General features: G+C 73.3%; 23 protein-coding genes. 11 read left to right on the top strand and 12 right to left on the bottom strand.

Annotated features, from left to right (window positions below):
- The first annotated feature begins 56 nt into the window (after nucleotides 1-56).
- From IH26_RS0142920 to IH26_RS0142905, 4 genes are all read left to right on the top strand, one after another.
- On the top strand, nucleotides 57-2,414 hold the full coding sequence (locus IH26_RS0142920; RefSeq protein WP_030442054.1) for a phosphoketolase family protein: 2,358 nt from the start codon (nucleotides 57-59) through the stop codon (nucleotides 2,412-2,414).
- 87 nt (nucleotides 2,415-2,501) lie between these two features.
- Nucleotides 2,502-3,029, top strand: coding sequence for a pyridoxamine 5'-phosphate oxidase family protein (locus IH26_RS0142915; RefSeq protein WP_030442053.1), 528 nt, complete (start codon nucleotides 2,502-2,504; stop codon nucleotides 3,027-3,029).
- Between the two features lie 63 nt (nucleotides 3,030-3,092).
- A complete protein-coding gene (locus IH26_RS0142910; protein ID WP_030442052.1) occupies nucleotides 3,093-3,494 on the top strand; it encodes a hypothetical protein in 402 nt (133 codons plus the stop codon).
- A gap of 86 nt (nucleotides 3,495-3,580) precedes the next feature.
- Nucleotides 3,581-4,033, top strand: a complete 453-nt coding sequence (locus IH26_RS0142905) for a hypothetical protein (RefSeq protein WP_030442051.1) — start codon at nucleotides 3,581-3,583, stop codon at nucleotides 4,031-4,033.
- Between the two features lie 82 nt (nucleotides 4,034-4,115).
- Here IH26_RS0142905 and IH26_RS0142900 read toward each other — a convergent pair whose 3' ends face one another.
- Together IH26_RS0142900 and IH26_RS0142895 are read right to left on the bottom strand one after the other, a co-directional pair.
- The gene (locus IH26_RS0142900; RefSeq protein ID WP_030442050.1) at nucleotides 4,116-4,880 is read right to left on the bottom strand and encodes a DUF899 family protein; all 765 of its coding nucleotides are present in this window, start codon (nucleotides 4,878-4,880) and stop codon (nucleotides 4,116-4,118) included.
- A gap of 90 nt (nucleotides 4,881-4,970) precedes the next feature.
- The gene (locus IH26_RS0142895) at nucleotides 4,971-5,948 is read right to left on the bottom strand and encodes an aldo/keto reductase (RefSeq protein WP_030442049.1); all 978 of its coding nucleotides are present in this window, start codon (nucleotides 5,946-5,948) and stop codon (nucleotides 4,971-4,973) included.
- A gap of 79 nt (nucleotides 5,949-6,027) precedes the next feature.
- Between IH26_RS0142895 and IH26_RS54705 the strand changes: the two genes are divergently transcribed.
- Entirely contained in the window at nucleotides 6,028-6,822 is a 795-nt protein-coding gene (locus IH26_RS54705) for a LysR family transcriptional regulator (RefSeq protein ID WP_245665937.1), read from the top strand.
- A 398-nt stretch (nucleotides 6,823-7,220) separates the two neighbouring features.
- Here the strand turns inward: IH26_RS54705 and IH26_RS0142885 are convergent, their stop codons facing one another.
- The 3 genes from IH26_RS0142885 to IH26_RS0142875 form a co-directional block, all read right to left on the bottom strand.
- Nucleotides 7,221-7,976 carry a dienelactone hydrolase family protein gene (locus tag IH26_RS0142885; protein WP_245665936.1) on the bottom strand — a complete coding sequence of 252 codons (756 nt, stop codon included), beginning with the start codon at nucleotides 7,974-7,976 and terminating at the stop codon, nucleotides 7,221-7,223.
- Nucleotides 7,977-8,147: 171 nt separating this feature from the next.
- On the bottom strand, nucleotides 8,148-9,077 hold the full coding sequence (locus tag IH26_RS0142880; protein ID WP_051809550.1) for an aminoglycoside phosphotransferase family protein: 930 nt from the start codon (nucleotides 9,075-9,077) through the stop codon (nucleotides 8,148-8,150).
- Between the two features lie 52 nt (nucleotides 9,078-9,129).
- Nucleotides 9,130-9,912 carry a universal stress protein gene (locus IH26_RS0142875; RefSeq protein WP_030442046.1) on the bottom strand — a complete coding sequence of 261 codons (783 nt, stop codon included), beginning with the start codon at nucleotides 9,910-9,912 and terminating at the stop codon, nucleotides 9,130-9,132.
- 133 nt (nucleotides 9,913-10,045) lie between these two features.
- Between IH26_RS0142875 and IH26_RS0142870 the strand changes: the two genes are divergently transcribed.
- Both IH26_RS0142870 and IH26_RS0142865 read left to right on the top strand, forming a co-directional pair.
- Nucleotides 10,046-10,915 (top strand): class I SAM-dependent methyltransferase, encoded by an 870-nt coding sequence (locus IH26_RS0142870; protein ID WP_030442045.1) that lies wholly within the window; start codon nucleotides 10,046-10,048, stop codon nucleotides 10,913-10,915.
- On the top strand, nucleotides 10,915-11,502 hold the full coding sequence (locus tag IH26_RS0142865) for a TetR/AcrR family transcriptional regulator (protein ID WP_030442044.1): 588 nt from the start codon (nucleotides 10,915-10,917) through the stop codon (nucleotides 11,500-11,502). Before IH26_RS0142870 ends, IH26_RS0142865 begins: the two co-directional genes overlap by 1 nt.
- Here the strand turns inward: IH26_RS0142865 and IH26_RS0142860 are convergent.
- Nucleotides 11,465-11,914 (bottom strand): Lrp/AsnC family transcriptional regulator, encoded by a 450-nt coding sequence (locus IH26_RS0142860; protein ID WP_030442043.1) that lies wholly within the window; start codon nucleotides 11,912-11,914, stop codon nucleotides 11,465-11,467. The two genes, IH26_RS0142865 and IH26_RS0142860, sit on opposite strands and share 38 nt — an antisense overlap.
- Before the next feature lie 82 nt (nucleotides 11,915-11,996).
- Here IH26_RS0142860 and IH26_RS0142855 point away from each other — a divergent pair, with 82 nt between their 5' ends.
- Complete coding sequence (locus tag IH26_RS0142855) at nucleotides 11,997-12,614, top strand: LysE family translocator (RefSeq protein ID WP_030442042.1); 618 nt, start codon at nucleotides 11,997-11,999, stop codon at nucleotides 12,612-12,614.
- 124 nt (nucleotides 12,615-12,738) lie between these two features.
- On the opposite strand, the gene IH26_RS60510 is transcribed toward IH26_RS0142855, so the two are convergent.
- From IH26_RS60510 to IH26_RS56650, 5 genes are all read right to left on the bottom strand, one after another.
- A complete protein-coding gene (locus IH26_RS60510; RefSeq protein WP_157437662.1) occupies nucleotides 12,739-12,888 on the bottom strand; it encodes a hypothetical protein in 150 nt (49 codons plus the stop codon).
- A 6-nt stretch (nucleotides 12,889-12,894) separates the two neighbouring features.
- The gene (locus IH26_RS0142845) at nucleotides 12,895-13,434 is read right to left on the bottom strand and encodes a hypothetical protein (protein WP_030442041.1); all 540 of its coding nucleotides are present in this window, start codon (nucleotides 13,432-13,434) and stop codon (nucleotides 12,895-12,897) included.
- Between the two features lie 5 nt (nucleotides 13,435-13,439).
- Nucleotides 13,440-13,949, bottom strand: coding sequence for a monooxygenase family protein (locus tag IH26_RS0142840; protein WP_030442040.1), 510 nt, complete (start codon nucleotides 13,947-13,949; stop codon nucleotides 13,440-13,442).
- An 85-nt stretch (nucleotides 13,950-14,034) separates the two neighbouring features.
- On the bottom strand, nucleotides 14,035-15,696 hold the full coding sequence (locus tag IH26_RS0142835) for a DEAD/DEAH box helicase (RefSeq protein WP_030442039.1): 1,662 nt from the start codon (nucleotides 15,694-15,696) through the stop codon (nucleotides 14,035-14,037).
- A 57-nt stretch (nucleotides 15,697-15,753) separates the two neighbouring features.
- Nucleotides 15,754-19,062 carry a PAS domain S-box protein gene (locus tag IH26_RS56650; protein ID WP_157437661.1) on the bottom strand — a complete coding sequence of 1,103 codons (3,309 nt, stop codon included), beginning with the start codon at nucleotides 19,060-19,062 and terminating at the stop codon, nucleotides 15,754-15,756.
- Between the two features lie 75 nt (nucleotides 19,063-19,137).
- Between IH26_RS56650 and IH26_RS54695 the strand changes: the two genes are divergently transcribed.
- The 3 genes from IH26_RS54695 to IH26_RS0142815 all read left to right on the top strand — a co-directional run bounded on the left by IH26_RS54695 (nucleotide 19,138) and on the right by IH26_RS0142815 (nucleotide 22,168).
- The gene (locus IH26_RS54695) at nucleotides 19,138-21,159 is read left to right on the top strand and encodes an ATP-binding response regulator (protein ID WP_034217196.1); all 2,022 of its coding nucleotides are present in this window, start codon (nucleotides 19,138-19,140) and stop codon (nucleotides 21,157-21,159) included.
- Between the two features lie 105 nt (nucleotides 21,160-21,264).
- Nucleotides 21,265-21,444: a hypothetical protein gene (locus IH26_RS0142820; protein WP_157437660.1), complete on the top strand. Its 180-nt coding sequence runs from the start codon at nucleotides 21,265-21,267 to the stop codon at nucleotides 21,442-21,444.
- Nucleotides 21,422-22,168, top strand: a complete 747-nt coding sequence (locus tag IH26_RS0142815) for a phosphotransferase family protein (RefSeq protein WP_211268863.1) — start codon at nucleotides 21,422-21,424, stop codon at nucleotides 22,166-22,168. The genes IH26_RS0142820 and IH26_RS0142815 overlap by 23 nt, the downstream gene beginning before the upstream one ends.
- A 123-nt stretch (nucleotides 22,169-22,291) precedes the next feature.
- Here IH26_RS0142815 and IH26_RS0142810 read toward each other — a convergent pair whose 3' ends face one another.
- The gene (locus IH26_RS0142810; RefSeq protein WP_030442034.1) at nucleotides 22,292-22,501 is read right to left on the bottom strand and encodes a hypothetical protein; all 210 of its coding nucleotides are present in this window, start codon (nucleotides 22,499-22,501) and stop codon (nucleotides 22,292-22,294) included.
- Nucleotides 22,502-22,566: the final 65 nt, after the last annotated feature.

Here is a 22,566-nt window from a genome sequence, read left to right as displayed (position 1 = left end):
GCGGTACGGGGGAAGCCTAGGTTGGGAGCAGCCGACGACCGCGAAAGGACATCGCCGTGAGTCTCGATCTCGCCCGCACCCTGGCGGAGCCCGACCAGGCCGAGCTCGACCAGTTGGACGCCTGGTGGCGGGCCGCGAATTACCTCACCATCGGCCAGATCTACCTGCAGGCCAACCCGCTGCTGCGCGAGCCGCTCGCCGCCGGGCACATCAAGCCCCGCCTGCTCGGGCACTGGGGCACGAGCCCCGGCCTGTCGTTCATCTACGCGCACGTGTCCCGGCTGATCCGGCTCACCGGGCAGGAGGCCATCTACCTGGCCGGCCCCGGCCACGGCGGTCCCGCGCTGGTCGCCGCCGGCTACCTGGAGGGCACCTACACCGAGGTCTACCCGCGGGTCACCCAGGACGAGGCGGGGATGAACCGGTTGTTCCGCCAGTTCTCCAGCCCCGGCGGCATCCCCAGCCACGTCTCGGTGACCACGCCCGGCTCGATCCACGAGGGCGGCGAGCTGGGGTACGTGCTGGTGCACGCGTTCGGCTCGGTGATGGACAACCCCGGCCTGCTGACCGTCGCCGTGGTCGGCGACGGCGAGGCCGAGACCGGCCCGCTCGAGGGCTCGTGGAAGGGCATCTCGTTCCTCAACCCGGCCCGCGACGGCGCGGTGCTGCCGATCCTGCACCTCAACGACGCGAAGATCTCCGGCCCGACGGTGCTCGGCCGCAAAGACCCGGAACTGGTCCGCTCGATCCTGCGCGGCCACGGCTACCACGTGATCGAGGTCGAGGGGCACGACCTGCCCGGCATGCACGTCCGGTTCGCCGCCGCGCTGGCCGATGCGTACCAGCGGATCCAGAACAAGAGGGCCGGCAGCGACGAGCCGTGGCCGATGATCGTGCTGCGCTCGCCGAAGGGCTGGACCGGGCCGCACGAGGTGGACGGCGTGCCGGTGGAGGGCACCTGGCGGTCGCACCAGGTGCCGCTGTCCGGCGTGCGGGACAACCCCGAGCATCTGGCGATGCTGGAGGGCTGGCTCAAGTCGTACCGGCCGGAGGAGCTCTTCGACTCCGGCGGCGCGCCGGTCGAGCTGATCCGGTCCCAGGCGCCGGCCGGCGACCTGCGGATGAGCGCGTCCCCGCACGCTAACGGCGGCCTGCTGATCAACGACCTGGACATGCCGGATTTCCGCGACTACCAGATCGAGGTCAAGACGCCGGGCGCCGAGCGGGCCGAGTCGACCCGCAAGCTGGGCGAGCTGATGCGCGACATCTACCGGTCCAGCCCCGACCGGTTCCGGCTGTTCTGCCCGGACGAGACCAACAGCAACCGGCTCGGCGCGGTCTTCGAGGTCTCCGACCGCGCGTTCATGGAGCGGGTCGTCCCCGGCGACGTCAAGCTCGGGCCGGACGGCCGGGTGATGGAGGTGCTGAGCGAGCACAACTGCCACGGCTGGCTGGAGGGGTACACGCTGACCGGCCGGCACGGGCTGTTCGCCACGTACGAGGCGTTCGCGATGGTCAGCGCGTCGCAGACGGTCCAGCACGGCAAGTGGCTGCAGGAGGCGGCGAACCTGCCCTGGCGGGCCAAGGTGCCCAGCCTGAACATCCTGCTGACCTCCACCGCCTGGCGCAACGACCACAACGGCTTCTCGCACCAGGGGCCGGGCCTGATCCAGGTGGTGCTCAACCAGCGCGGCACGGTGGCCCGGGTCTACCTGCCGCCGGACGCGAACTGCCTGCTGTCGGTGGCCGACCACTGCCTGCGGTCCCGGTCGTACGTCAATCTGATCGTCCAGGACAAGCAGCCGCAGCTGCAGTACCTGACGATGGACGAGGCGATCGAGCACTGCGCGCGCGGCGCCGGCATCTGGGAGTGGGCCGGCTCCGACGACGGCTCGGCCGACCCCGACATCGTGCTGGCCGCGGCCGGCGACATCGTGACCATGGAGACGGTCGCGGCCGCGCAGATCCTCAAGGACCGGCTGCCGGGTTTCCGGGTCCGGATGGTCAACGTGGTCGATCTGATGACGCTGATCCGGCCCAAGGACCACCCGCACGGCATGAGCGACACCCTGTTCACCGAGCTGTTCACCGACACGGTCGACGTGGTCTTCGCCTTCCACGGCTACCCGGGCGCGATCCACCAGCTGGTGCACGGCCGGCCCGACGCCGACCGGTTCCGGGTACGCGGCTTCATCGAGCAGGGCACGACCACCACCCCGTTCGACATGACCGTCCGTAACAAGGCGTCCCGCTACCACCTGGTGATGGACGCGATCAACAACGCGAAACGGCTGCCCCGCGGCGCCGCCGACCTCAAGGCGTGGTGCGAGTCGCAGCTCGCCCGGCACGAGGAGTACGTCGTCGAGCATCTGGAGGACATGCCGGAGGTCCGGGACTGGGTGTTGCCGTCCTAGGACCGGCCGGCTCACCGGGGCGCGCGCCGGGCGCTCCGGCGGTCGACAGCCGGTGACTGGCCGCCGCCGCGGGACTACGTTGAGGTCATGCTGGAGAACGCCGAAGAGATCGCCGCGCTGCAGCTCCTCCTCGACCGGTCGCACGCGGGTGCGACCAGCCACCTGCGCAACATCGTGCACGCCGGCCGGACCCTCACCGCCGAGGATCTGACCGGGCTGCTCACCGGCATGAAGGTGCTCAGCGTCGCCACCGTGACGGCCCGCGGCGAGCCGCGGATCAGCGCGCTGGACGGGCACTTCCTCCACGCCACCTGGACCTTCAGCACCGCGGGGGCGGCCGCCAAGGCCCGGCACCTGGAACGCCGGCCGGCGGTCAGCGTGGCGCACATCGACGGCGAGGAGTTCGCCGTGTTCAGCCACGGGCGGGCGGAGCGGATCCAGCCCGATGACGACGGCTGGAAGGAGACCCTCGAGCACTGGACGGCGTACTACGACAGTTCGCCGCTGAGCTGGGGGGAGGACGTCCGGATGTACCGGTTGCGCCCGCATTGGATGGTCGGGTACGCCTCGGACCGCCTCGAGGTGCTCAGTCGACGCGGAGTATCGCCCTCGTGACTATGGACGTACGTTGATCTAGGCAGTAGTCTCCGCTCGGCCGGTGATCTTTTGGGGGCGGGGATGTCGGAGCGGGTCAACCTGCTGGTGCCGGCCGAGGTCGTGCCGCGGCTGTCCATGACGGACGGTGCGGTGGGCACGACCGCGCCGGTGCGGGGCGGCGGCGTCTACCTGCGCGGCGTGCCGGTGTCGCTCGCCGAGGAGTGGATGGCGCAGAACCCGGGCGTGCAGGCGATCAAGCGGCGGCCGGCGGCGCGCCGGTTCCGGGCGCGGGTCTACACGTACGCCTCGGTGGGGTTCTTGATCTTGACGGTCCAGGCGGTGATCGTGCTCGCGGTCGACGGCGTGGACGAGCCGCTGTGGCTGTGGGTCGGCGGGCCACTCGCGCTGGCCGCCGCCGGGGCCACCCTGGCCTACAAATCGATCCCGTTCGAGCACGTCCGCTTCTCCGCGGGCCGGGCCTAGCCGGCCATCTCATTTCGTCGGACTGGTGTAACCCGCGGCGTACCTCCTGGAGACAGTTCGAAACATGCGGACCAAGGAGGAGACGGATGCGGAGAGCGTTCGTGGCGGGAATGCTGGCGGCGGGTGTGATCGGCGGCGCACTGGCCTTCGCCGGGCCGGCGTCGGCCGGCGGGCGGCCGTGCGGACCCGAGGTTTCCACCAGCGGAGTGGGAACCCTCGGCAGTTCCTACACCTTGAAATCCAAGCACGACGACGACGGGCCGGGCGGCTCGTTGGTGGAGGGTGAGGAATTCGAGATCAATGTGCCGGCCGGTCAGGTGTGGCAAGTGACGTTCGCCGACAACGGGACAGTCTTCTTCGACCAGCCCTCGGTCTCCGGGCCCCACGGGACCCCGCCGAAAATCGGCGTTCGCGAGGTGCACGCCGCGCCGAACCAGCCCGGCACCCAGCACATGACGGTCCACGCGGTCAGCCAGTCGACCGGCGAGACCATCGACGCGTTCGTGAACGTGCCGCCCGCACCGAACTGCGGCAAGTAACCGACGACCGGCCGGCGTCCCGACCCGGCAGGCCCGGGTCGGGACGCCGGCGCCGGGGACGTCGTCGGTGGACGTGTCCGGGTCAGCGGTGTGTGCCGGTCCGGCCGAGGGTTGTCTCCGGGGTTGCTCCCGGACGAGTCCACTGGGGTGCCGGGCGGCTGGTCGGGCCCCAGGTGGGCGTGCCGTCCGCGTCGGCACGCCAGTACCAGCAGGGTGCCTCACCCTTGGGCCAGCCTTCCGGGCTGACCTGCCACGCCTCGCGCCGGCCGTACGGCGTCATGTCGAGCAGGGCGAACGACCCGCTGGCCGGCTCGGTGCCCCGGCCGGTCGTGCGGTAGGTGAGGAACACGCGCTCGCCGTCGCGCAGGAAGCAACTGAAATAGCCCATGTCGCCGCCGACCGGCGCCGGCGCGTCGCGTACCGAATACCACGGCTGGGTGTACCCCATGAACGCGACGAACGGGGCCACCTCGTCCCACCGGCCAGGGGTGAGCACGGCGAAGGACACCCCGCGCGCGTTCAGGTAGGTGGCGTCCCGCAGATGCCAGGCCGCCACCGTGCAGCCCTCGCACTGCCCCTGGTGCGGCGCGCCGTCGTGCCACATGTGCTGATAGACCAGCAGTTCGTCGCGGCCCTGGAACAGGTCCCGGAACGGCACCGGGCCGTCCGGGCCGACGACCTCGACGCCGCCGTCGATCTCGGCCATGGGCAGCCGGCGACGCGCCGCGGCGATCGCGTCGCCCTCGCGGGTGTGCGCCTTCTCCCGGATCAGCAACTCGTCCCGGGCGGCCTGCCAGGTGTCCAGGCCGACGATCGGCGGCCGCCCGGAGAGTTCGTTCGTGGTCATGGCTGACTCCCTTCCTCGCCGGGACGTCGAAGCTGCCGCCCCGGCTTCGACATCTTGACGAACAGAAGGCGTCATTCCGGACGGTCGGATCTAGGCGGTCGTCCGGGTCGTGCCGTGGGCCGCGAAGGAACGGCGATCGCCGGTCCACGCCCCGCGCGGGGCGGCGGCCTCCAGCGTCGCCAGGTCGTCCGCGGACAGCGTGATGTCGGCGGCGGCCGCGTTCTCGGCGACCCGGGCGTGGTTGCGGGTGCCCGGGATCGGCACCACGTCCCGGCCGCGGGCCAGCAACCACGCCAGCGCCAGCTGACCGGTGGTGACGCCGCGCTTCTCGGCGATCCGGGTCAGCTCGCCCACCAGGGTCAGATTCCGGTCGAGCGCGTCGCCGGCGAACCGGCCGTCGGTGGCGCGGAAGTCGCCGGGCGCGAACGGCCCGGTCGGCAGCTTCCCGGTCAGCAGGCCCCGGCCGAGGGGGCTGTAGGGCACCAGGCCCGCGCCCGCCGCCCGCGCCGCCGGCACCACGTCGTCCTCCGGTTCCCGCCAGGACAGCGACCACTCGAATTCGATCGCGGCGATCGGATGGACCGCTTTCGCCTCCTCGATCTGGGCCGGGCTCACCTCGGACAGCCCGAGGTGGCGAACCTTCCCGGCCTCGACCAGAGACGCCATCGCGCCGATCGTTTCGGCCAGGGGCACGTCCGGATCGACCCGGTGCAGGTAGTACAGATCGATCACCGCCACGCCCAGCCGCTGCAGCGAGGCGTCGCAGTAGCCGGCGACGCGGTCCGGGTGCGCGTCCAGGCCGACGCCCTGATCGGTGCGCACGATGCCGAACTTCGTCGCCAGCACCACCTCCTCCCGGCGCCCCGCGATCGCGCGGCCGACCAGCCGCTCGTTGTGCCCCGCGCCGTAGCTCATCGCCGTGTCGAGCAGGGTCACGCCGGCGTCCAGCGCGGTCCGGATCGCCAGCACCGACGCGTCCTCGTCCGCCGGGCCGTAGGCCTGAGACAGGCCCATGCACCCGAACCCGACCGCCGAGCAGGTCAAACCACCGAGTTTCCGTTGTTCCATACGGTCCAGCCTCGTCGCCGCGACCGGCAAGGTCCAAGTCCGTTTCGCGTACGCATTCAGCGCGGTGCACGATGAATCCATGGAATTCCGGCAGCTGGACACGTTCGCCGCGGTCGCGCGGCAGGGCGGCTTCACCCGGGCGGCGGAACACCTGCGGCTGGCGCAATCGGCCGTTTCCGCTCAGGTCCGCTCCCTCGAGGCGGAGCTCGGGGTGCCGCTGTTCGCCCGCACCACCCGCCGGGTGACGCTCACCCAGGCCGGGGAGATGCTGCTGGCCCGATACGATCGCATCCAGTCGGAACTGGCCGGCGCCCGATCGGACCTGACCGAGTTGACGGCGGTCCTGCGCGGCCGGGTGACGCTCGGGGCGACGGCCGTTCTCGGCGACTTCCCGCTGGCGGCGGCGCTGGCCGGCTTCCACGACCGGCATCCGGGCGTGGACCTGTCGCTGCGATCGGATCTGATCGCGGGGTTGCTGGCCGCCCTGGACGCCGGCGAGACCGACCTGGTGATCGGCCCGCGGCATGCGGACCTGCCCGATCGGTTCGGCGCGCGCCGGATCGCCGATGAGCATCTGGTGCTGGCGTTGCCGCCCGGCCACCGGCCGGTGACGTCGCTGGCCGACCTGCGCGACGAGCTGTTCGTCTGCTTGCCCGCGGGCAGCGGCCTGCATCAGATCCTGCGGACGGCGGCGTCGGCGGCCGGGTTCATTCCGCGGATCCCGTTCGAGGCGTCCAGCGCCATGGCGATCCGCGACCTGGTCGCCGCCGGCGTCGGCGTGGCGCTGCTGGCGCGATCGGCCGCGACCCGCCCCGGCCCGCCGATCGTGACGCACAGCCGCGCCCGGCGATCCCGCACCCGCCGATCGCCCTGATGCACCGGCGCGATCGCCCGCTCTCCCCGGCGGCCCGCGCCTGTCGTCGTCACCTGCTGGAGCGCGCCCGGTCGCAGCGCTGAAGCGCTGACCCGAACCGATCGGGATCGGCTGCTGAACCCGCGCCGCAATCGCCACCCGCTCGATCGCGGCGATGTCGCAACGCTGATCGCAAGCGATCACCGGGGCCGGCATCCGGCGCGCGGCCGGCCGCCGACCCCGATCTGGTCTGTTCACCGGGGCGATCCGTCCGGCGCGCGGCCGCACGCCGACCCCGATCAGGTCTGTTCACCGGGGTGATCCGTCCGGCGCGCGGCCGCACGCCGACCCCGATCAGGTCTGTTCACCGGGGCGATCCGTCCGGCGCGCGGCCGGACGCCGACACCGATCAGATCCGATCAGGCCGTCGGGGCGGTCGCCCGGCCCAGGTGGCGGGGGAGGAACTCGTTGTCGAGCCCGATCCAGCGGATGCGGCGGTGATCGCCCGGGTTGGCGTGCAACGTCTTCTCCCGAGCAGCGAAGGCGTCGAACAACTCGAACGCCGACTCACGGGTCACGAACTCGTCGTCCCAGGGCACCAGATACTGGATCGGGACCGTGATCCGCCGGGCGGCCGCCAGCAGGTCCTCGTACACGAAGAAGCCGGCGCCGAAGATGGCCGCGGAGATGCGCGGTTCGACCGCGGTCAGCGGGATGCCGATCGCGGTGCCCATCGAGACGCCGCCGCCGTAACCGATCGGGGCATCCGGGCCGATCGACGGCAACCGCTGCAGGGCGTCCAGGGTCGCCCGCCACTCGGGGACGGCCCGGGCGGCCAGCGACCTGGTGTAGCCGATGCTGACCGCCTTGAAGCGCTCGTGATCGCCGGCGGCCATCGCCGAGCGCATGTCGGTGCGGGCCCGGTCGTCGGCCGCCGTGCGCGGTCGCTCGCCGTGCCCCGGCGCGTCGATCGCGGCCACGTGGAATCCCCAGCTCGTGACCATGTCACGAGCCCGGGCGGCCTGGGCCGGGGTCTTCTTGTGCAGGCCGCCGCCGTGGCCCATCAACACCAGCGGTGCGCCACCGAGGGCGGACGCGGGCGACCACAGGACCCCGGGGACCTCGCCGACCAGGAAGTCGCGCTCGAGCACGCCGGCGGACGAGGACTCGGCCATGAAACGTACGCAATGCATGGATTCAGTGCCTTTCGGGAGAGCCGCGAAGGTGGCGCTCCCGGCGACCCCTATGCCTGTCGCCCGACCGTGACGCCGGTGGGGAGCACCCACGTGCGTGGTGCCTTCATGGGTCTCACCTCCTCGCGTGAAGTCACGGACCCGGACACGTTATCAGTCGTCGAGGTAACCGTGCAGCGCGTTGAGGGCCTCCTCGGCGTCGCCGCCCTCGGTGTGCGGGGCCCGCAGATCGGCCGCGAAGATCGCGATGTCGGCGAGGATCCAGGTCAGGCGGTAGAAGCCGAGGGCCGCGGCCGAGATCGGGTGACCGGTGGCCTCGGCGTAGCGGGTCAGGGCCTTGTCCTGCGCCGGGTCGGCGCCGGCGAACGGGTCGTCGGTGAGGTGCCACAGGTCGCGCTCGGGCGGCGCCATCCGGACGGTGTCCCAGTCGATCAGCAGCTTGCCGGTGGGGGTGGTCAGGATGTTGGCCGGGTGCGGCTCGCCGTGCGTGACCACCCGGGCCGGGGGAATCTCGGCGGCCAGCCGGTCCAGCTCGGACAGCCAGCGCCCGATCTTCGCGGCGTGTGCGGCCAGGAGGTCACGCGCGGGCTCGGCATACGGCCCCGTGGCCTCCCAGGAGTCCCGGTCCGAGGCGGCCGCCAAACCGGCGCGGCCGCGCAGCCGCAGATCGTCCGGCGGCGCCAGATCCCGAACGTACGGCGTCGCGCCGTGCAGTGCCGCGAGCAGGTCGACGACCTCGGCCCGGTCCGCCGAGTGCGGCCCGAAATCGCCCGCCACCCCCTCGACCAGCCGGAACACCGACAACGTGTGGGCCGGCCCGACCGGCCGGAGCGGGGCGCCCTCCGCGGCCAGGACGAACGTCAGGCCCGCGTCGTGACGGAGCGCTTGAGCCGTGCGCAGGGCACGTTCGAGCGGCCCCGGCTCGGCCGCGGTGACCGTGAGGAACCAGCGGTCGCCGGCCCGCCAGTGGTACCCGCCCGCACCCACCGGCAAGTAGGTCAGCGAGCCGGCGTCGATACCCCAGCCGTCGCGCAGGGCCGTGACCAGCATCGCCTCGGTGACGCCCGCGGGCCTGTCCTGCATGGCCCAGCATTCTGTCCGCGGCGGCCCGGGCGATCCACCGATTTCCCGGAGACTATCGGGCGATCAGCACCGGGCAGGCCGCCCGCCGCAGCAACTCGCTCCCGACCGCCCCCAGCATCACTCCCTGGTACCCGTGCCGGCGCGGCCCGACCACCACCAGCTGCGCCTCCTGGCAGCGCTGCACCAGCACCTTGTCCGGCCGGCCCGCCGCGTACTCCCGCAGCACCTCCACCGACGGGTACTTCTCCCGCCAGGGGTCGAGCTGCGGGTCCACCTCCGTCCCCAGCGCCTGTGCGGCCGGCGACGACCGGCCGTTGGCCGTCACCGCCAGCAGCGGCGTCTTGCGCAGCGCCGCCTCCTCGAAGGCGCGGCCGATGATCGTGGACGTGGCCGGCCCGTCGTCGACCCCGACCACCACCGGGCCGTCGTCGCAGGACGGCCGCCCGCGGACGACCACCACCGAGGCGCGGGCGTGCGTGGCGACCTGGCTGCCGACCGAGCCCAGCGGCTGGCCGGGCAGGCTGCCCCGGCGGCGGTCGCCGACCACCAGCAGCGCCGCCTCCTCCGCGGCGTGCAGCAGGATCGGAGCGGCGTACCCGGGCATCGCCAGCCCGCGTACCTCGATGCCGGGAGCGATCGTCCGGGCCTGGGTCACCGCCTCGTGCACCACGGCGGACGCGTCGTCGTCGTGCTGCTGGCGCGGATCTCGGCGATGGTAGGCGGTGAACACCCGCAGCTCCGCCTCGCGGAGCCGCGCCTCGGCCGCGGCCCAGCGGACCGCGAGCGCCGATCCGGGGGAACCGTCGGCGCCGACCACTATTCGCGCCTTGAGCATGGGCCGCCTCCTCGCCAGCTACGTGACGCATGCGGGCACAGCCCCAGGTTTGCTCGCCGCGGCGGCGGTTGGCAACCCCGATTTGACGGGCCGCCCCTAGAAAAATGGACGCTCGTTCATTTAGAGTCGGCGCATGCGCGACAGGGCGAGCCGTACGGCCGAGCAGGTGGCGTTGTTCCGCGCGCTCGAGACGGCGCGCGGCCGCGACCGGGTCTTCGACGACCCCCTGGCCGTGCGGTTCCTGCGCGGGGGTTACCGGCTGCTGGCCCGCGCCGCCCGCCTCCGCCCGGTCGGCCTGCGGCTGTCCCGGCTCATCGACCGGCGCTGGCCCGGGCCGCGCCCGTCCGCCGTGGCCCGCACCCGGCTGATCGACGACCTGGTGGTGGCCGCGCTCGCCCACGGCGCCCGCCAGGTGCTGCTGCTCGGCGCCGGCTACGACAGCCGCGCGTACCGCCTGCCCGGCATCGACCGGGTGCCCGTCTTCGAGGCCGACCATCCGGCCACCCAGGCGGTCAAGCGGCGGCTGGTGCGCGGCGCGGTCCGCCCCGAGCGGCGCCGGCACGTCCACTACGTCCCGGTCGACCTGCTGCGCCAGGACCTCGGCGACGCCCTGCTGGCGGCCGGTTTCGCGGCGCTCGAGCCGACCGTCGTGGTGTGGGAGGGCGTCACCAACTACCTCGACGAGCCCGCCGTCGACGCCACGCTGCGCCGGATCGCCGCGCTGACCGCCACCGGCAGTTCCTTGATCTTCACGTACGTGGACAGCCGGGTCCTCGACGGCTCCCTCGACGCCGGGAACTGGCCGGAGGCGGTGCGCCGCGCGGGGGAGCCGTGGACGTTCGGCTTCGACCCGGCCACCCTGCCCGGCTATGTGGCCGCACGCGGGCTGCGCCTGGCGCTCGACATGTCCACCCGGGACGCGGCCGTGCGCTACCTCGAACCGCTCGGCCGGGACGAGAACGCCGCGACGTTCTACCGGGTCGCCCAGGCGGAGATCCAGTAGTGCCCAAGGTCAGCGACGCCCACCTGGCCGCCCGCCGCCGGCAGATCCTGGACGCGGCGGCGGCCTGCTTCGCCCGGGCCGGCTTCCACCGCACCAGCATGCAGGACATCGTGCGCGAGTCCGGGATCAGCGCCGGCCTGGTCTACCGGTACTTCGCGGGCAAGGACGACGTGATCGCCGCGATCGTCACCGAGTGGCACGACCAGCGGCAGGTCTTCGCCGGCGGCCCGATCGACGCCCGCGCCGCGGCGTATCTCGACTACCTGCGCGCGGTCGGCACCCCGGCCGCCGGGCCCACCCTGCGGCTCGGCGTGCAGATCTGGGCGGAGGCGATGCGCAACCCGCGGATCCGCGACCTGTCCCGGCGCAACGTCGACGATCCCCGGGCGGCGGTCGCGGCGGCCCTGGCCGAGGTGCCGCTTGCCCCCGGCGTCACCCCCGACGCCCTCGCCCGGGTGCTCATCGCCGTGTATCAGGGCCTGGCCCTGCAGACCACGTGGGACGAGAATCTCGACAACGAGGCGTACGTGTCGACGGTCGCCGCCGTGCTCAGGGCAGTGGTCGATCGCGGACCACCTGCTTCATGACCAGCGTGGACGTCAATCGCCGTACGCCCGGAAGGGTTGCCAACCGCTCGTCGTAGAGCTGCTGGAACGCGGCCAGGTCGGCACTCACCACGCGCAGCAGGTAGTCGGGGTCGCCGAAGAGCCGCTGCGCCTGGACGACATGCGGGATCGCCTCCACGGCCGCCTCGAACGCCGCGACGGTGTCCCGGTCGCCCTGCAACATCGACGCGAACACGACCGCCTCGAAGCCCAGCCCGAGCGCCTCCGGGTCGACGATCGCCCGGTAGCCCCGGATCGCCCCCGATCGCTCCAGATCCCGCAGCCGGCGATGGCACGGGGAGAGGCTGAGCCGCACCCGGGCGGCCAGCTCGGTGACGGTCAGTCGCCCGTCCTGCTGCAGCTCCGCAAGAATCTTCCGGTCCACTTCGTCCACGGGGCAGATTCTCCCCCAGATGCTCGCCGCAGTGGCAATACTTGGAAGCACCTTCCGCCGGAAATTGCCTAATCTTCCCGGTATGGCGTTCGGGGCGGCGTTCGGATTCTGGGCCATGTCGGCGCTGCTGGTGCTCGTGCCCGGCGCGGACTGGGCGTACGTGATCGCCGCCGGCCTCCGCGACCGCGCGCTGTGGCCTGCGGTCGGCGGCCTGCTCCTCGGCTATCTCGCCCTGACGGCCGTGGTCGCCGCCGGCGTGGCCGCGCTGGTGGCCCGCACGCCGGCCGTCCTGACCGCCCTCACGTTCGCCGGCGCCGCCTACCTGATCTGGCTGGGCGCCGGCATCCTCGCCCGCCCACCGACGATCTCCCTCCCGGCGGACCGCCAGGTCCTCGTCCGGCCCGGCGCGGCGGTCGCGCGTGGGTTCGGCGTCAGCGGCCTCAACCCCAAGGGCCTGCTGCTGTTCCTCGCCTTGCTGCCGCAGTTCACCACCCCGCGCGGAAGCTGGCCGCTGGCGGCGCAGATCGCCCTGCTCGGCGTCCTGCACACGGCGAACTGCGGCGCCGGCTACCTGGGCGTCGGCGTGCTGGCGCGCTCGGTGCTGCGATCCCGCCCGGCCGCCGCCCGCCTGACCACCCGCCTCTCCGGCGCCGCGATGGTCGTCCTGGGCATCGCCCTGCTGGCCGAGCACTGGCTCTGACCGCAAAAATCCGAGCAAAATCCCGATACCCTACGAGGCGGAGCCAGGCCCCCGCCGCGCCGCGCGATCGCCGTCGCTGGTCGCGCCTTTGCCGCGACCGCCGGGCTGAGCTGCCCACTTCCGCTCAGACCCGATCGCGGCGCCGGTCGGCTCCGGCCAGCGGCGGCCGGGTGTGCCAGGTCGCCGTGGCGACCGCGGCGAACCCCAGCGACTCGTACAGCGGCCGCCCCGCCTCCGTCGCCACGAGCGTGAACTCCTGCTGGTCGGTCACCATCGTGACTCACCCCGACTGCACCACGGTGAAGGGCGGCCGCACGCCCTCGGTCAGCTCGGCCGCCGCCTCGAGCGCCATCTCCGCCCGTTGCCGGCTGCTGACCGGCGACCGGGCCGTGGAGTGCAGCGACCCCAGGGCGACCAGGTAGCCGGAGCCCACCGCGGCATAACCGGAGATCGTGTGCCCGATCTGGTAGTCCTCACCGACGACGTAGAGGCGGCCGTGAATCCCGACCAGAAACCGTCCACCTTGCTCCTGGCCGTTCTCGGTCCTCGCGTAGCCACCCGTGGACAGGCACTGCCGTACGGCCTCGATGAACGTGGTCACCATGAACCGGTCGACGTCCCAGGTGTCCGGCTCACCCACGGTCAGCGAGTAGCGCAGCAGCTGACCCATCCGATAACTGGTCGTGAAGCCCATCACGTACGGCCCCACCTGAAACACCTTGGCATCCGACCGCACCGCGACGTGCCACCCGTCGCTCCCCGCGGAGTCCCCGCCGATCGTGACGATCCGCCCGTCCGTGATCCCGACGATGCACGTCATGGAGCCTAGTGCCCGGGGGTGTAGAGGTCGTCCTCGGTGACGACCGGGGCGAGGTCGTCCTCGGGGCGGCCGACCCGCGCGGCCGCGCCGAACATCGCGCCGCGGGCCGGGTGGACCGGCGCGAAGGAGGCGAGGCCGCGGCGCTGCGGGATGTCGTCGTAGACCGCCTCCATGCCGCCGCGCAGCAGGTAGGTCTCGTGCCAGAAGCCGGTGCCGCCGCTGCCGCGCAGGAAGTCGCGCCACCACAGGCGGTGCGGCTCGGAGCGGGCCCAGGCCAGCAGCGTGGGCAGGTCCCGCCAGTACTGGCGGATGCCCAGGTGCATGGGGAACAGCGACCAGAGGAACGGTTCGTGCGCGAGCAGCCCCGCCGGCTGGTCCGAGCGGTCGATCCGGGGGCCGCGGGCGATCAGGGTGCGCAGGCCGTAGAGCCGGTTGACGCGCATACCCAGATAGACCACCACCAGGTCGGGATAGGACGACAGGTCGACGGTCTCTCGATTGACGCGGCTCACCATCGCCGGACCTCCTTCGGGTAAGGATCCTCCGAGGGTAAGGCCGCGCGCGAACCGCAAGGTGATCCCGGCCCACCTGATCCGGCGGTCAGCGGGGCGTGAAGCGTTCCCGCCGCACCGTGGGCCGCCGGCCGCGGATCGTGCTGCGGCGCATCGCCATGATGACCGTGTCGGCCGCCGACTCCGGGACCTCGACCAGCGAGAACCGGTCCGTGATCTGGATGGCGCCGATCTCCCGGGCGCTCAGCCCCGACTCCCCGGCGATCGCACCCACCAGGTCCTGCGGCCGCAGCCCCGCCTGCCGCCCGATCCCGAAGAACAGCCGCGTCACCCCCGACTGCGATCCTCGCGCCTTTCCGGGAGCGGCGCGACCGGCCCGACCGGGGCGCTCGGCCGGCGGCTCCGGCGAGGGGATCTCCTTCTCGTCCGCGTCCCCGCCGGCCGCCTCGTGCAGCAGCCGCACGGCCGCCAGGGCGATGTCCTCCACGTCGAACTCGCCGGTCAGCGAGTCCAGCACCACCCGGTACCGCTCCAGGTCGTCGGTCTCCAGGCTGCTCTGCAGCGCCGCCCGGGTCAGCTCCAGCCGCCGGGCCCGCAGGTCGGTGACGGTCGGCAGCTTCTCCAGCGTGATGCGCTGCCCGGTGAGCCGCTCGATCGCCTTGAGCATCCGCTGTTCGCGCGGCTCGGCCAGGGTGATCGCGCAGCCCTCCCGGCCGGCCCGCCCCACCCGGCCGATCCGGTGCACGTACGCCTCGGGCGCCGCCGGCACGTTGTAGTTGATGACGTGGGTCAGCTGCTCCACGTCCAGCCCGCGGGCCGCCACGTCGGTGGCGACCAGCAGTTCCGTGCTGCCGCCGCGCAGCCGCCCCATCACCCGGTCGCGCTGGTCCTGGCTCATCCCGCCGTGCAGCGCCTCGGCCCGGTAGCCGCGGCCGTTCAGCGCCTCGGTCACCTGGTCGACCTCCTCGCGCGTACGGCAGAAGACGATCGCCGCCGCCGGCGCCTCGACGTCCAGGATCCGCCCCAGCGCGGCCGTCCGATGCGGCCGGGCGACCAGATAGGCGCTCTGCCGGATCAGCGGCAGCTCGTCCGGCGAGACCGCCTTGCGGCCCATCGTGATCCGCACCGGATCGTTCAGGTGCCGGCGGGCGATGCTGTCGATCCGGGGCGGCATGGTCGCCGAGAACAACACGGTCTGCCGGGTCGCCGGCGTCTCGGCCAGGATCGCCTCGATGTCCTCGGCGAAGCCCATGTCCAGCATCTCGTCGGCCTCGTCCAGCACGACCGTGCGCACGTCGCCGAGCCGCAGCGTCTCCCGCTCGATGTGGTCGAGCACCCGCCCGGGCGTACCCACGACCACGTCCACGCCGCGCCGCAACGCCTGCAGCTGCCGCCCGATCGGCTGCCCGCCGTAGACCGGCAGCACCCGCACGCCCAGCTCGCGCCCGTACCGATGGACGGCTTGGGAGACCTGCTCGGCGAGTTCCCGGGTCGGCACGAGGACCAGCGCCTGCGGCCCGGCGTCGTCGGCGGCGCCGGGGGTCAGCCCCTGCAGCACCGGCAGCGCGAACGCGGCCGTCTTCCCGGTGCCGGTCGCCGCCTGCCCGACCAGGTCGTGCCCCTCGACCAGCGGCGGGATCGCCTCCCGCTGGATCGGCGTCGGCTCCTCGTAGCCCAGCGTGCTCAGCGCGCTGAGCAGCTCCGCCCGCAACCCCAGCCCCGCGAAACCCTCGACCGGCTCGTCTGTCATGGCGACCACAATAGGAGAGCCACCGAAGATCAAGACCAAGCCCATACCGTACGAGGATCAGCCGGGCCCCCGCCGCACAGCGCGATCGCCGTCGCCGGTCGCGCCTTTGCCGCGACCGCCGGGCTGAGCTGCCAGGCCGCTCGAAGCCGTCCGGGCCGGGTCCATGCTGTTCAGGATCTCGTCGACCGCCGCCAGCATCTCCCGGGTCCGCGGCCGCAGCTCGGCGAGCGGCTCGATCGCCGCGTCCAGGTCCCCGTCCCGGCCGGCCCGCTCCAGGCGCTCGCAGACCGCCGCGAGCACCTCGGCTCCCAGGTTCGCGGCCACTCCCTTGAGCTGGTGCGCCTGGTCCCGCAGCCGGGTCGCGTCGTCCATCGCGACCGCCTGATGGATCTCCTCGACGTGCCCCGGCGCGTGCGCACTCAGCTTGCGCAGCAACCCGGCGAGCGCGGCCGGCCCGAGCGCCGCGCCCGCCCCGCGCAGCAGGTCGAGCCGCCCCTGGATCTGCCGCCGCACGTCCGGGACCGCGCCCGGTCCGGCGGGCGGCCCCTCCGGGCCCGGCGCCCACCGCTCCAGCGCCGCCCCGACCGTCGCCGGCATCAGCGGCTTGGCCAGGTGCTCGTCCATCCCGGCGGCCAGGCAGCGCGCCCGGTCCTCGGGCAGCGCGCCCGCGGTCATCGCGATGATCGGCACGTGCCGGTGCGGCCCCTCGGCCCGGCGGATCGCGGCGGTCGCCTCGTAGCCGTCCATCTCCGGCATCAGGCAGTCCATGAAGATCACCCGGTAGTCCCGGGCGGCCGCCATCTCGGCCGCCTCCCGGCCGTTGGCGGCGACGTCGGCCCGGTAGCCCAGGTTCGCCAGGATGCCCAGCGCCACCGTCTGGTTGATCTCGTTGTCCTCGACCAGCAGCACCTGCCCGGGCCCGGCCGGCGACCCGGTGGCCACCCGCGGGGCCCGCTCCTCGGCCGGCGCCGCGAACAGGCCGACCAGCGCGTCGTACAGCTCGGACTGGCGCACCGGCCGGGACAGCACCGCCTGGAAGCCGGCCGCCCGGCCCGGCCCGCCGCCGACCAGCACCAGCTTCGGCGCGGGCAGGCCCGGGTCGGCGGCGATCAGCGGCAGCAGCGCGGGCCCGTCCAGGATCACCACGTCGTACGGCCGGCCGGCCTCGGCGGCGGCGGTCAGCGCGCCCACCGCGGCGGCCTCGTCCGGCACGTCCACGGTCGCGGCCACCCAGGTGACCAGCTGCTCGGCGATGGCCGCCGTCTCCGCGCCGGCCATCAGCAGCACCCGCAGCCCGTCCAGCGCGTGTCCCGGCGGCTCGGCGGCCCCGACGGCCGGCCACAGCGCCACCGTGAACCAGAACGTGCTGCCCTTGCCCGCCTCGCTGGTCAGGCCGATCTCCCCGCCGAGCACCCCGACCAGTTCCCGGCTGATCGCCAGCCCCAGCCCCGTGCCGCCGAACCGCCGGGTGGTGCCGGCGTCGGCCTGGATGAACGGCTCGAACAGGCCGGCCTGCTGGTCCGGGTCGATGCCGATGCCGGTGTCCGACACCTCGAACCGGACCGGGACGCTGCCGGGCGGGAAGTCGCCCTCGGCCGGCCCGGCGGTGAGCGTCACGGCACCGCCGGCGGTGAACTTGACCGCGTTGCCGGCCAGGTTGAGCAGCACCTGCCGGAGCTTGCCGGCGTCGCCGCTGACCGGGCCGGCCAGGTCCGGGTGGCAGCGCGCCGACACGGTCAGCTCCTTGGCCCCGGACGCGTCGGCGACCAGGCCGACCACCTCGTCGAGCAGCCGCCAGATCGCGAAGTCGGCCCGCTCCAGGACGACCTTGCCGGCCTCCAGCTTCGAGAAGTCGAGCACGTCGTTGATCACCCCGAGCAGCGCGACGCCGGCGCTGTTGATGCCCCGCGCGTACCGCCGCTGGGCCTCGCTGAGCTCGGTGCCCAGCAGCAACCCGGACAGGCCGATCACCCCGTTCATCGGCGTCCGGATCTCGTGGCTCATCGCGGCGAGGAACTGCGACTTCAGCCGCGCCGTCTCCACCGCCTGGTCCCGGGCCTGTGCCAGGGCCTGCTCGGTCTGCCGGCGGGCGCTGATGTCGCGGGCGAACGCGTGGAACGTCGACGGGCCGTCCCGGCGGATCCGCCACATGGTCAGCTCGATCGGCAGCTCGGTGCCGTCGGCGCGGACGGCGCACATCTCGGTGGGCCGGTCGAGGAGCCAGGCCCAGCGGCCCTCGAGCACCCGGTCCAGCGCGGTCGCGAACCGGCGGGGCAGGATGGTGTCCACCACGTGGCGGCCGAGCACCTGCTCGCGGCCCCAGCCGAAGACCTGCTCGGCCTGCCGGTTCCACTCGGTGATCAGCCCGCGGTAGTCCATGCTGACGAACGGGTCGCTGGCCGCCGTCATGATGGTCTGGAACTGCTCGCGCTCGAAGCGCAGCCGCCGCTCGGCCTCGACCTCGGCGGTGATGTCGTGCGAGATGGTCGAGGCCCCGACGATGGTGTCGTCCGGGTCCCGGATCGGGGCCATGCTCAGCGAGACGTAGATGGTGGTGCCGTCCTGGCGTACCCGCCGGGTCTCGTGGTGTTTGATCAGCTCCCCGGCCCGGACCCGGGCGAGCAGGCTCTTCTCCTCGTCCGGCCGGTCCGGCGGCAGGATCACCGTGACGTCCCGGCCGATCATCTCCTCGGCGGTGTAGCCGTAGAGCCGCTGCGCGCCCGGGTTCCAGGTGAGGATCGTGCCGTCGAGGGTCTTGCTGACGATCGCGTCGCTGGAGGCCAGCACGATGCCGGCCAGTTGCGCGTCGGACTCGGCCTGCGCCGGGCTCTTCGCGCCGTCCACGGGATCGGGCGCCGCTGGCGGCACGGCCGGGACGGGCAGCACGGCGGCGGCGACCGCGACGATTCCGGCTGCGGTCGCGAGGGAGAGCGCCCGGTGCGCTGGCTCCCCGGCCAGCGCGGGCGCCCCGACGGCCACGCCGTAGATCGCGAGCTGGCCGATCGCGCCGCCGCCGACCGCCGCCGCCCGGCCGAGTACCGCCCAGCGCCGCCCGCCCGGGGCGAGCAGCAGCGCGGCGGCCAGCAGCAGGAACGCGGCGACCGCGCCGCCGCGGCCGGCCAGGGGCAGGATCAGCTCGTCGCCCATCGCCAGGACGACCACCACGGCCGCCAGCGGGGGCAGCGCGGCGTAGCGGCGGTCGCGGCCGTCCGGCCCGGCCGCGCCCGCGCCCAGCAGGATCAGCGACAGGCCCGGTGCGACCAGCGCGAACGCCAGCAGCAGGACACCCAGCAGGACGGCCAGCGAGCCCATCGCCCGGGTGAACAGCCGGGACGCCACCCGCTCGCCGGTCGGTACTGAGGACATCTATCCGAAATATCACTTTCCTACGTGATTTGTGACGATAATTTCACAGGGAAGCACGAGCCGAAGGGGGATGGGGTGGCGACGGTGCTGGTCGTGGACGACGTGGCGGCCAACCGTGAACTGATGTCGATGCTGCTCGGCTATCGCGGGCACGAGGTGATCGAGGCGAGCGACGGCGCCGACGCGCTGGCCCTCGCCCAGAGCCGGCACCCCGACGTGGTCGTCTCGGACGTGCTCATGCCCGGCATCGACGGCCTGGAGATGGTCCACCGGCTGCGCTCGGCCCCCGACGAGCGGGCCGCGCACGCCCCGGTCATCTTCTACACGGCCAACTACCTGGAGCCGGAGACTCGGCCGATCGCCGAGGCGTGCGGCGTCTCCCAGGTGGTGCTGCGCAGTGCCGACCCGCGCGAGCTGCTCGACGCCGTCGACGTGGCCCTGCGCAACGGCCCGGTCGAGATCACGCCCCGGCCGGCCGACGAGTTCGCCACGGTGCACGCCCGGGCGATCAACGCGAAACTGGTGGAGAAGGTCCGGGCGTTGCGGCACACCGAGCGACGGTTCGAGGCGATGGCCGCGAGCTCGCCGGTCGGCATCGTGCTGCTCGACGCCGGCGGCTATGCGACGTACGTCAATCCCCGCCTTTCGGAGATCACCGCGATGACCGCCGACCGGCTGCTGGAGCGGGGCTGGCTCGCCTGCCTCGAACCGGTCACCCACGCCGAGGCGGTCGAGGCGGTCCGGGCCGGCGCCGCCGACGCGGTCGAGCACCGGTACCGCAACCGCTTCGTCCGCGACGACGGCGACGCCCGCTGGCTGCGCGTGCACCTGCGCCCGATCCGCGACGCCGAGGCCGACCTGGCCGGCGCGGTGGTGATGGTCGACGACGTGACCGACCTGGTGACCGCCGAGGAGTGGGCCGCCCGCGAGATGCGCCAGCGGCAGGAGGAGGCCCGCCGCCGCGACGCCGAACGCCTGGACAGCCTGCGCCGGATGGCCGGCGGCATGGCCCACGACTTCAACAACCTGCTCGGCGCGATGCTCGGCTTCGTCACCCTGGCGATCGAGCAGATCACCGAGGAGGTCGAGGCCGGCCGCCTGGCCCCCGCCGCCGGCTCGACCCTGCTCGAGGACCTGGGCCAGGTCACCAAGGGCGGCGAGCGGGCGACCAAGCTGACCGAGCAGTTGCTGGCCTTCGGCCGCCGCGAGATCAGCAAGCCGGTCCTGGTCGACGTCGACACGTTCCTGGCCGACGCGGCCGGCGCCCTGGCCACCGCCGCCGGCCCCGGCATCAAGCTCGACCTGCGCCCCGGCGACGCACCGCCGGTGCTGATCGACCCGCGCCTGCTGGAGCGCCTGCTGCACAACCTGGTCCACAACGCCCGCGACGCCATGCCCGACGGCGGCACGATCACCGTGACCACCGCACGCGCCGGCGACGCCACCACGATCAGCGTCGCCGACGACGGCCGCGGCATGCCGGCCGAGGTCCAGGCCCGGGCGTTCGAGCCGTTCTTCTCCACCAAGGTGGGCAGCCGCACCGCGGGCCTCGGCCTGGCCACCGCCCACGGCGTGGTCACCCAGGCCGGCGGCGAACTGACCCTGACCTCCTCGCCCGGCGTCGGCACCACGGTCCTGATCAGCCTGCCGGCGGCCGCCGGCTCCGTCACCGGCGCCCCGGCCGGGACCGGCGACGTCCCCGCCCCGGCCGCCCCGCCCGGCCGCGGCCCGCGGACGGTGCTGCTGGTCGACGACGAGCGGGACCTGCGCGAGGTGACGGCCCGCTTCATCGCGCGGGCGGGCTACCACGTCCTCACCGCCGCCGACGGCCACGAGGCCCTGAAGGTCGCCGAACACCACCCGGAACCCATCCACTGCCTGGTCACCGACGTGATGATGCCCGGCATGGACGGCCGGCAACTGGCTCACCGCTTCCTGTCCGACCGCCCGGAGACGAAGGTCGTGTTCATCTCCGGGTACGCCGAGGCCCTGATCGACGACGACGGCCGCTCCCTGGAACCGGGCCGCACGATCCTGGCCAAGCCCTTCTCCAGCGCGGAACTGACCGCCGCCCTCGCCTCGGTCCTGGCCGCCTGAGGTACGCTGTCGAGCGGCACCACGTCGTTTCGTCGATGGCTCGCGTGCGCCGAGAAGCACGCCTCTCATGACTTCTGACTGCCGGAGCGTCTCCGCTCCCGTGTGGTGAGCCCCGCGATCCGGGTCCGGGCCCCCGCGGAGATCCGGTCGGTCCGCCTGCTCGACGGCGCGGTGGCCGGGTCCCTGGTGCTCTACAAGCTGGCCGGCCTGCTGCAGCGGGCTCATGCAAAGACCGGCGGGGCGGTCAGCTCATCGCAGGATAATGGCCGGCGTGGATGGGGTTGAGGTTGTCGTCGCTCATGACGAGCGGGCGACCCTGCGTGTCGGGGACGTGTTCCTGAAGGTCGACGCCGATCGGACGCGCCTCGAGGTCGAGGTCGAGGCGATGGCCCTGGCGCCGATCCCGACTCCGCGGGTCCGGTGGCGCGAGCCGCCCGTGCTCGCGCTCGCCGCGCTGCCCGGGAGGGCGCTGGGCCGGCTGGGCGAGCCGTCGCCCGCGTCGCCGGCGGCCTGGGCGGCGGCCGGTGCGGCCGTGCGGAGGCTGCATGACGCGCCGCTGCCGCCGTGGCCCGGGCGGCGCCTCGACGAGCTCGTCTCGCGCCTCGACGGCGAGTGCGAGTGGCTCGTCGCGCACGGTGTCCTTCCCGCTGACCTGGTCACCCGTAACCGCGAGGTTGCCGAGGCGGCGCTGCGGCCGTGGCAGCCGGTGTTCATCCACGGTGACCTGCAGGTCAGCCACGTGTTCGTCGACGACGACGAGGTCACCGGGGTGCTCGACTGGTCCGAGGCGGCCCGGGGCGACGCCCTCTACGACCTCGCCGTGCTGACGCTCGGGCACCAGGAGCACCTCGGCGACGTGGTCGCCGGCTACGGCGCCGAGGTGGACCTGGAGGTGATCCGCGGGTGGTGGTCGTGGCGCAGCCTGGTGGCCGCCCGCTGGCTGGTCGGGCACGGCTTCGACCCGTCCCGGCCCGGCTGGGAGTTCGACGTGCTGCGGGCCCGGATGTGATCCGGGGGTGGAGCGCAAGTGGGCAGCTCAGCCCGGCGGTCGCGGCAAAGGCGCGACCAGCGACGGCGATCGCGAGGCGCGGCGGGGGCTTGCCGCGCCTCGTACGATCGCGTCGTTTTGTTCTCAGACCGTGACGTCGACCAGGTGCTGGCGGCTGCCGGCGGCGATGTCGCGGCGGCTCTCGACGATCGCGGCCTTGTCGGCGGAGATCACCCGGGAGTCGGCGCCGGCCTGCAGGTCGACGCTGAGGCGCTGGTAGTCGGTGTGCAGGTGTACGCCGGCGATGTGGTTTCCCCACTGGGCGCCGTTGGCGCCGCCGATCCGCATGCTCATCAGACCTTCTCCTAACTTTCACTCCTGACTTGCAACCGCCCTCGATCGGCCGCGGGACCGGCCGG

This window comes from Actinoplanes subtropicus (assembly GCF_000721705.1).
Classification (GTDB): Bacteria; Actinomycetota; Actinomycetes; order Mycobacteriales; family Micromonosporaceae; genus Actinoplanes; species Actinoplanes subtropicus.
This window is presented reverse-complemented; position numbering and strand designations above follow the sequence as displayed.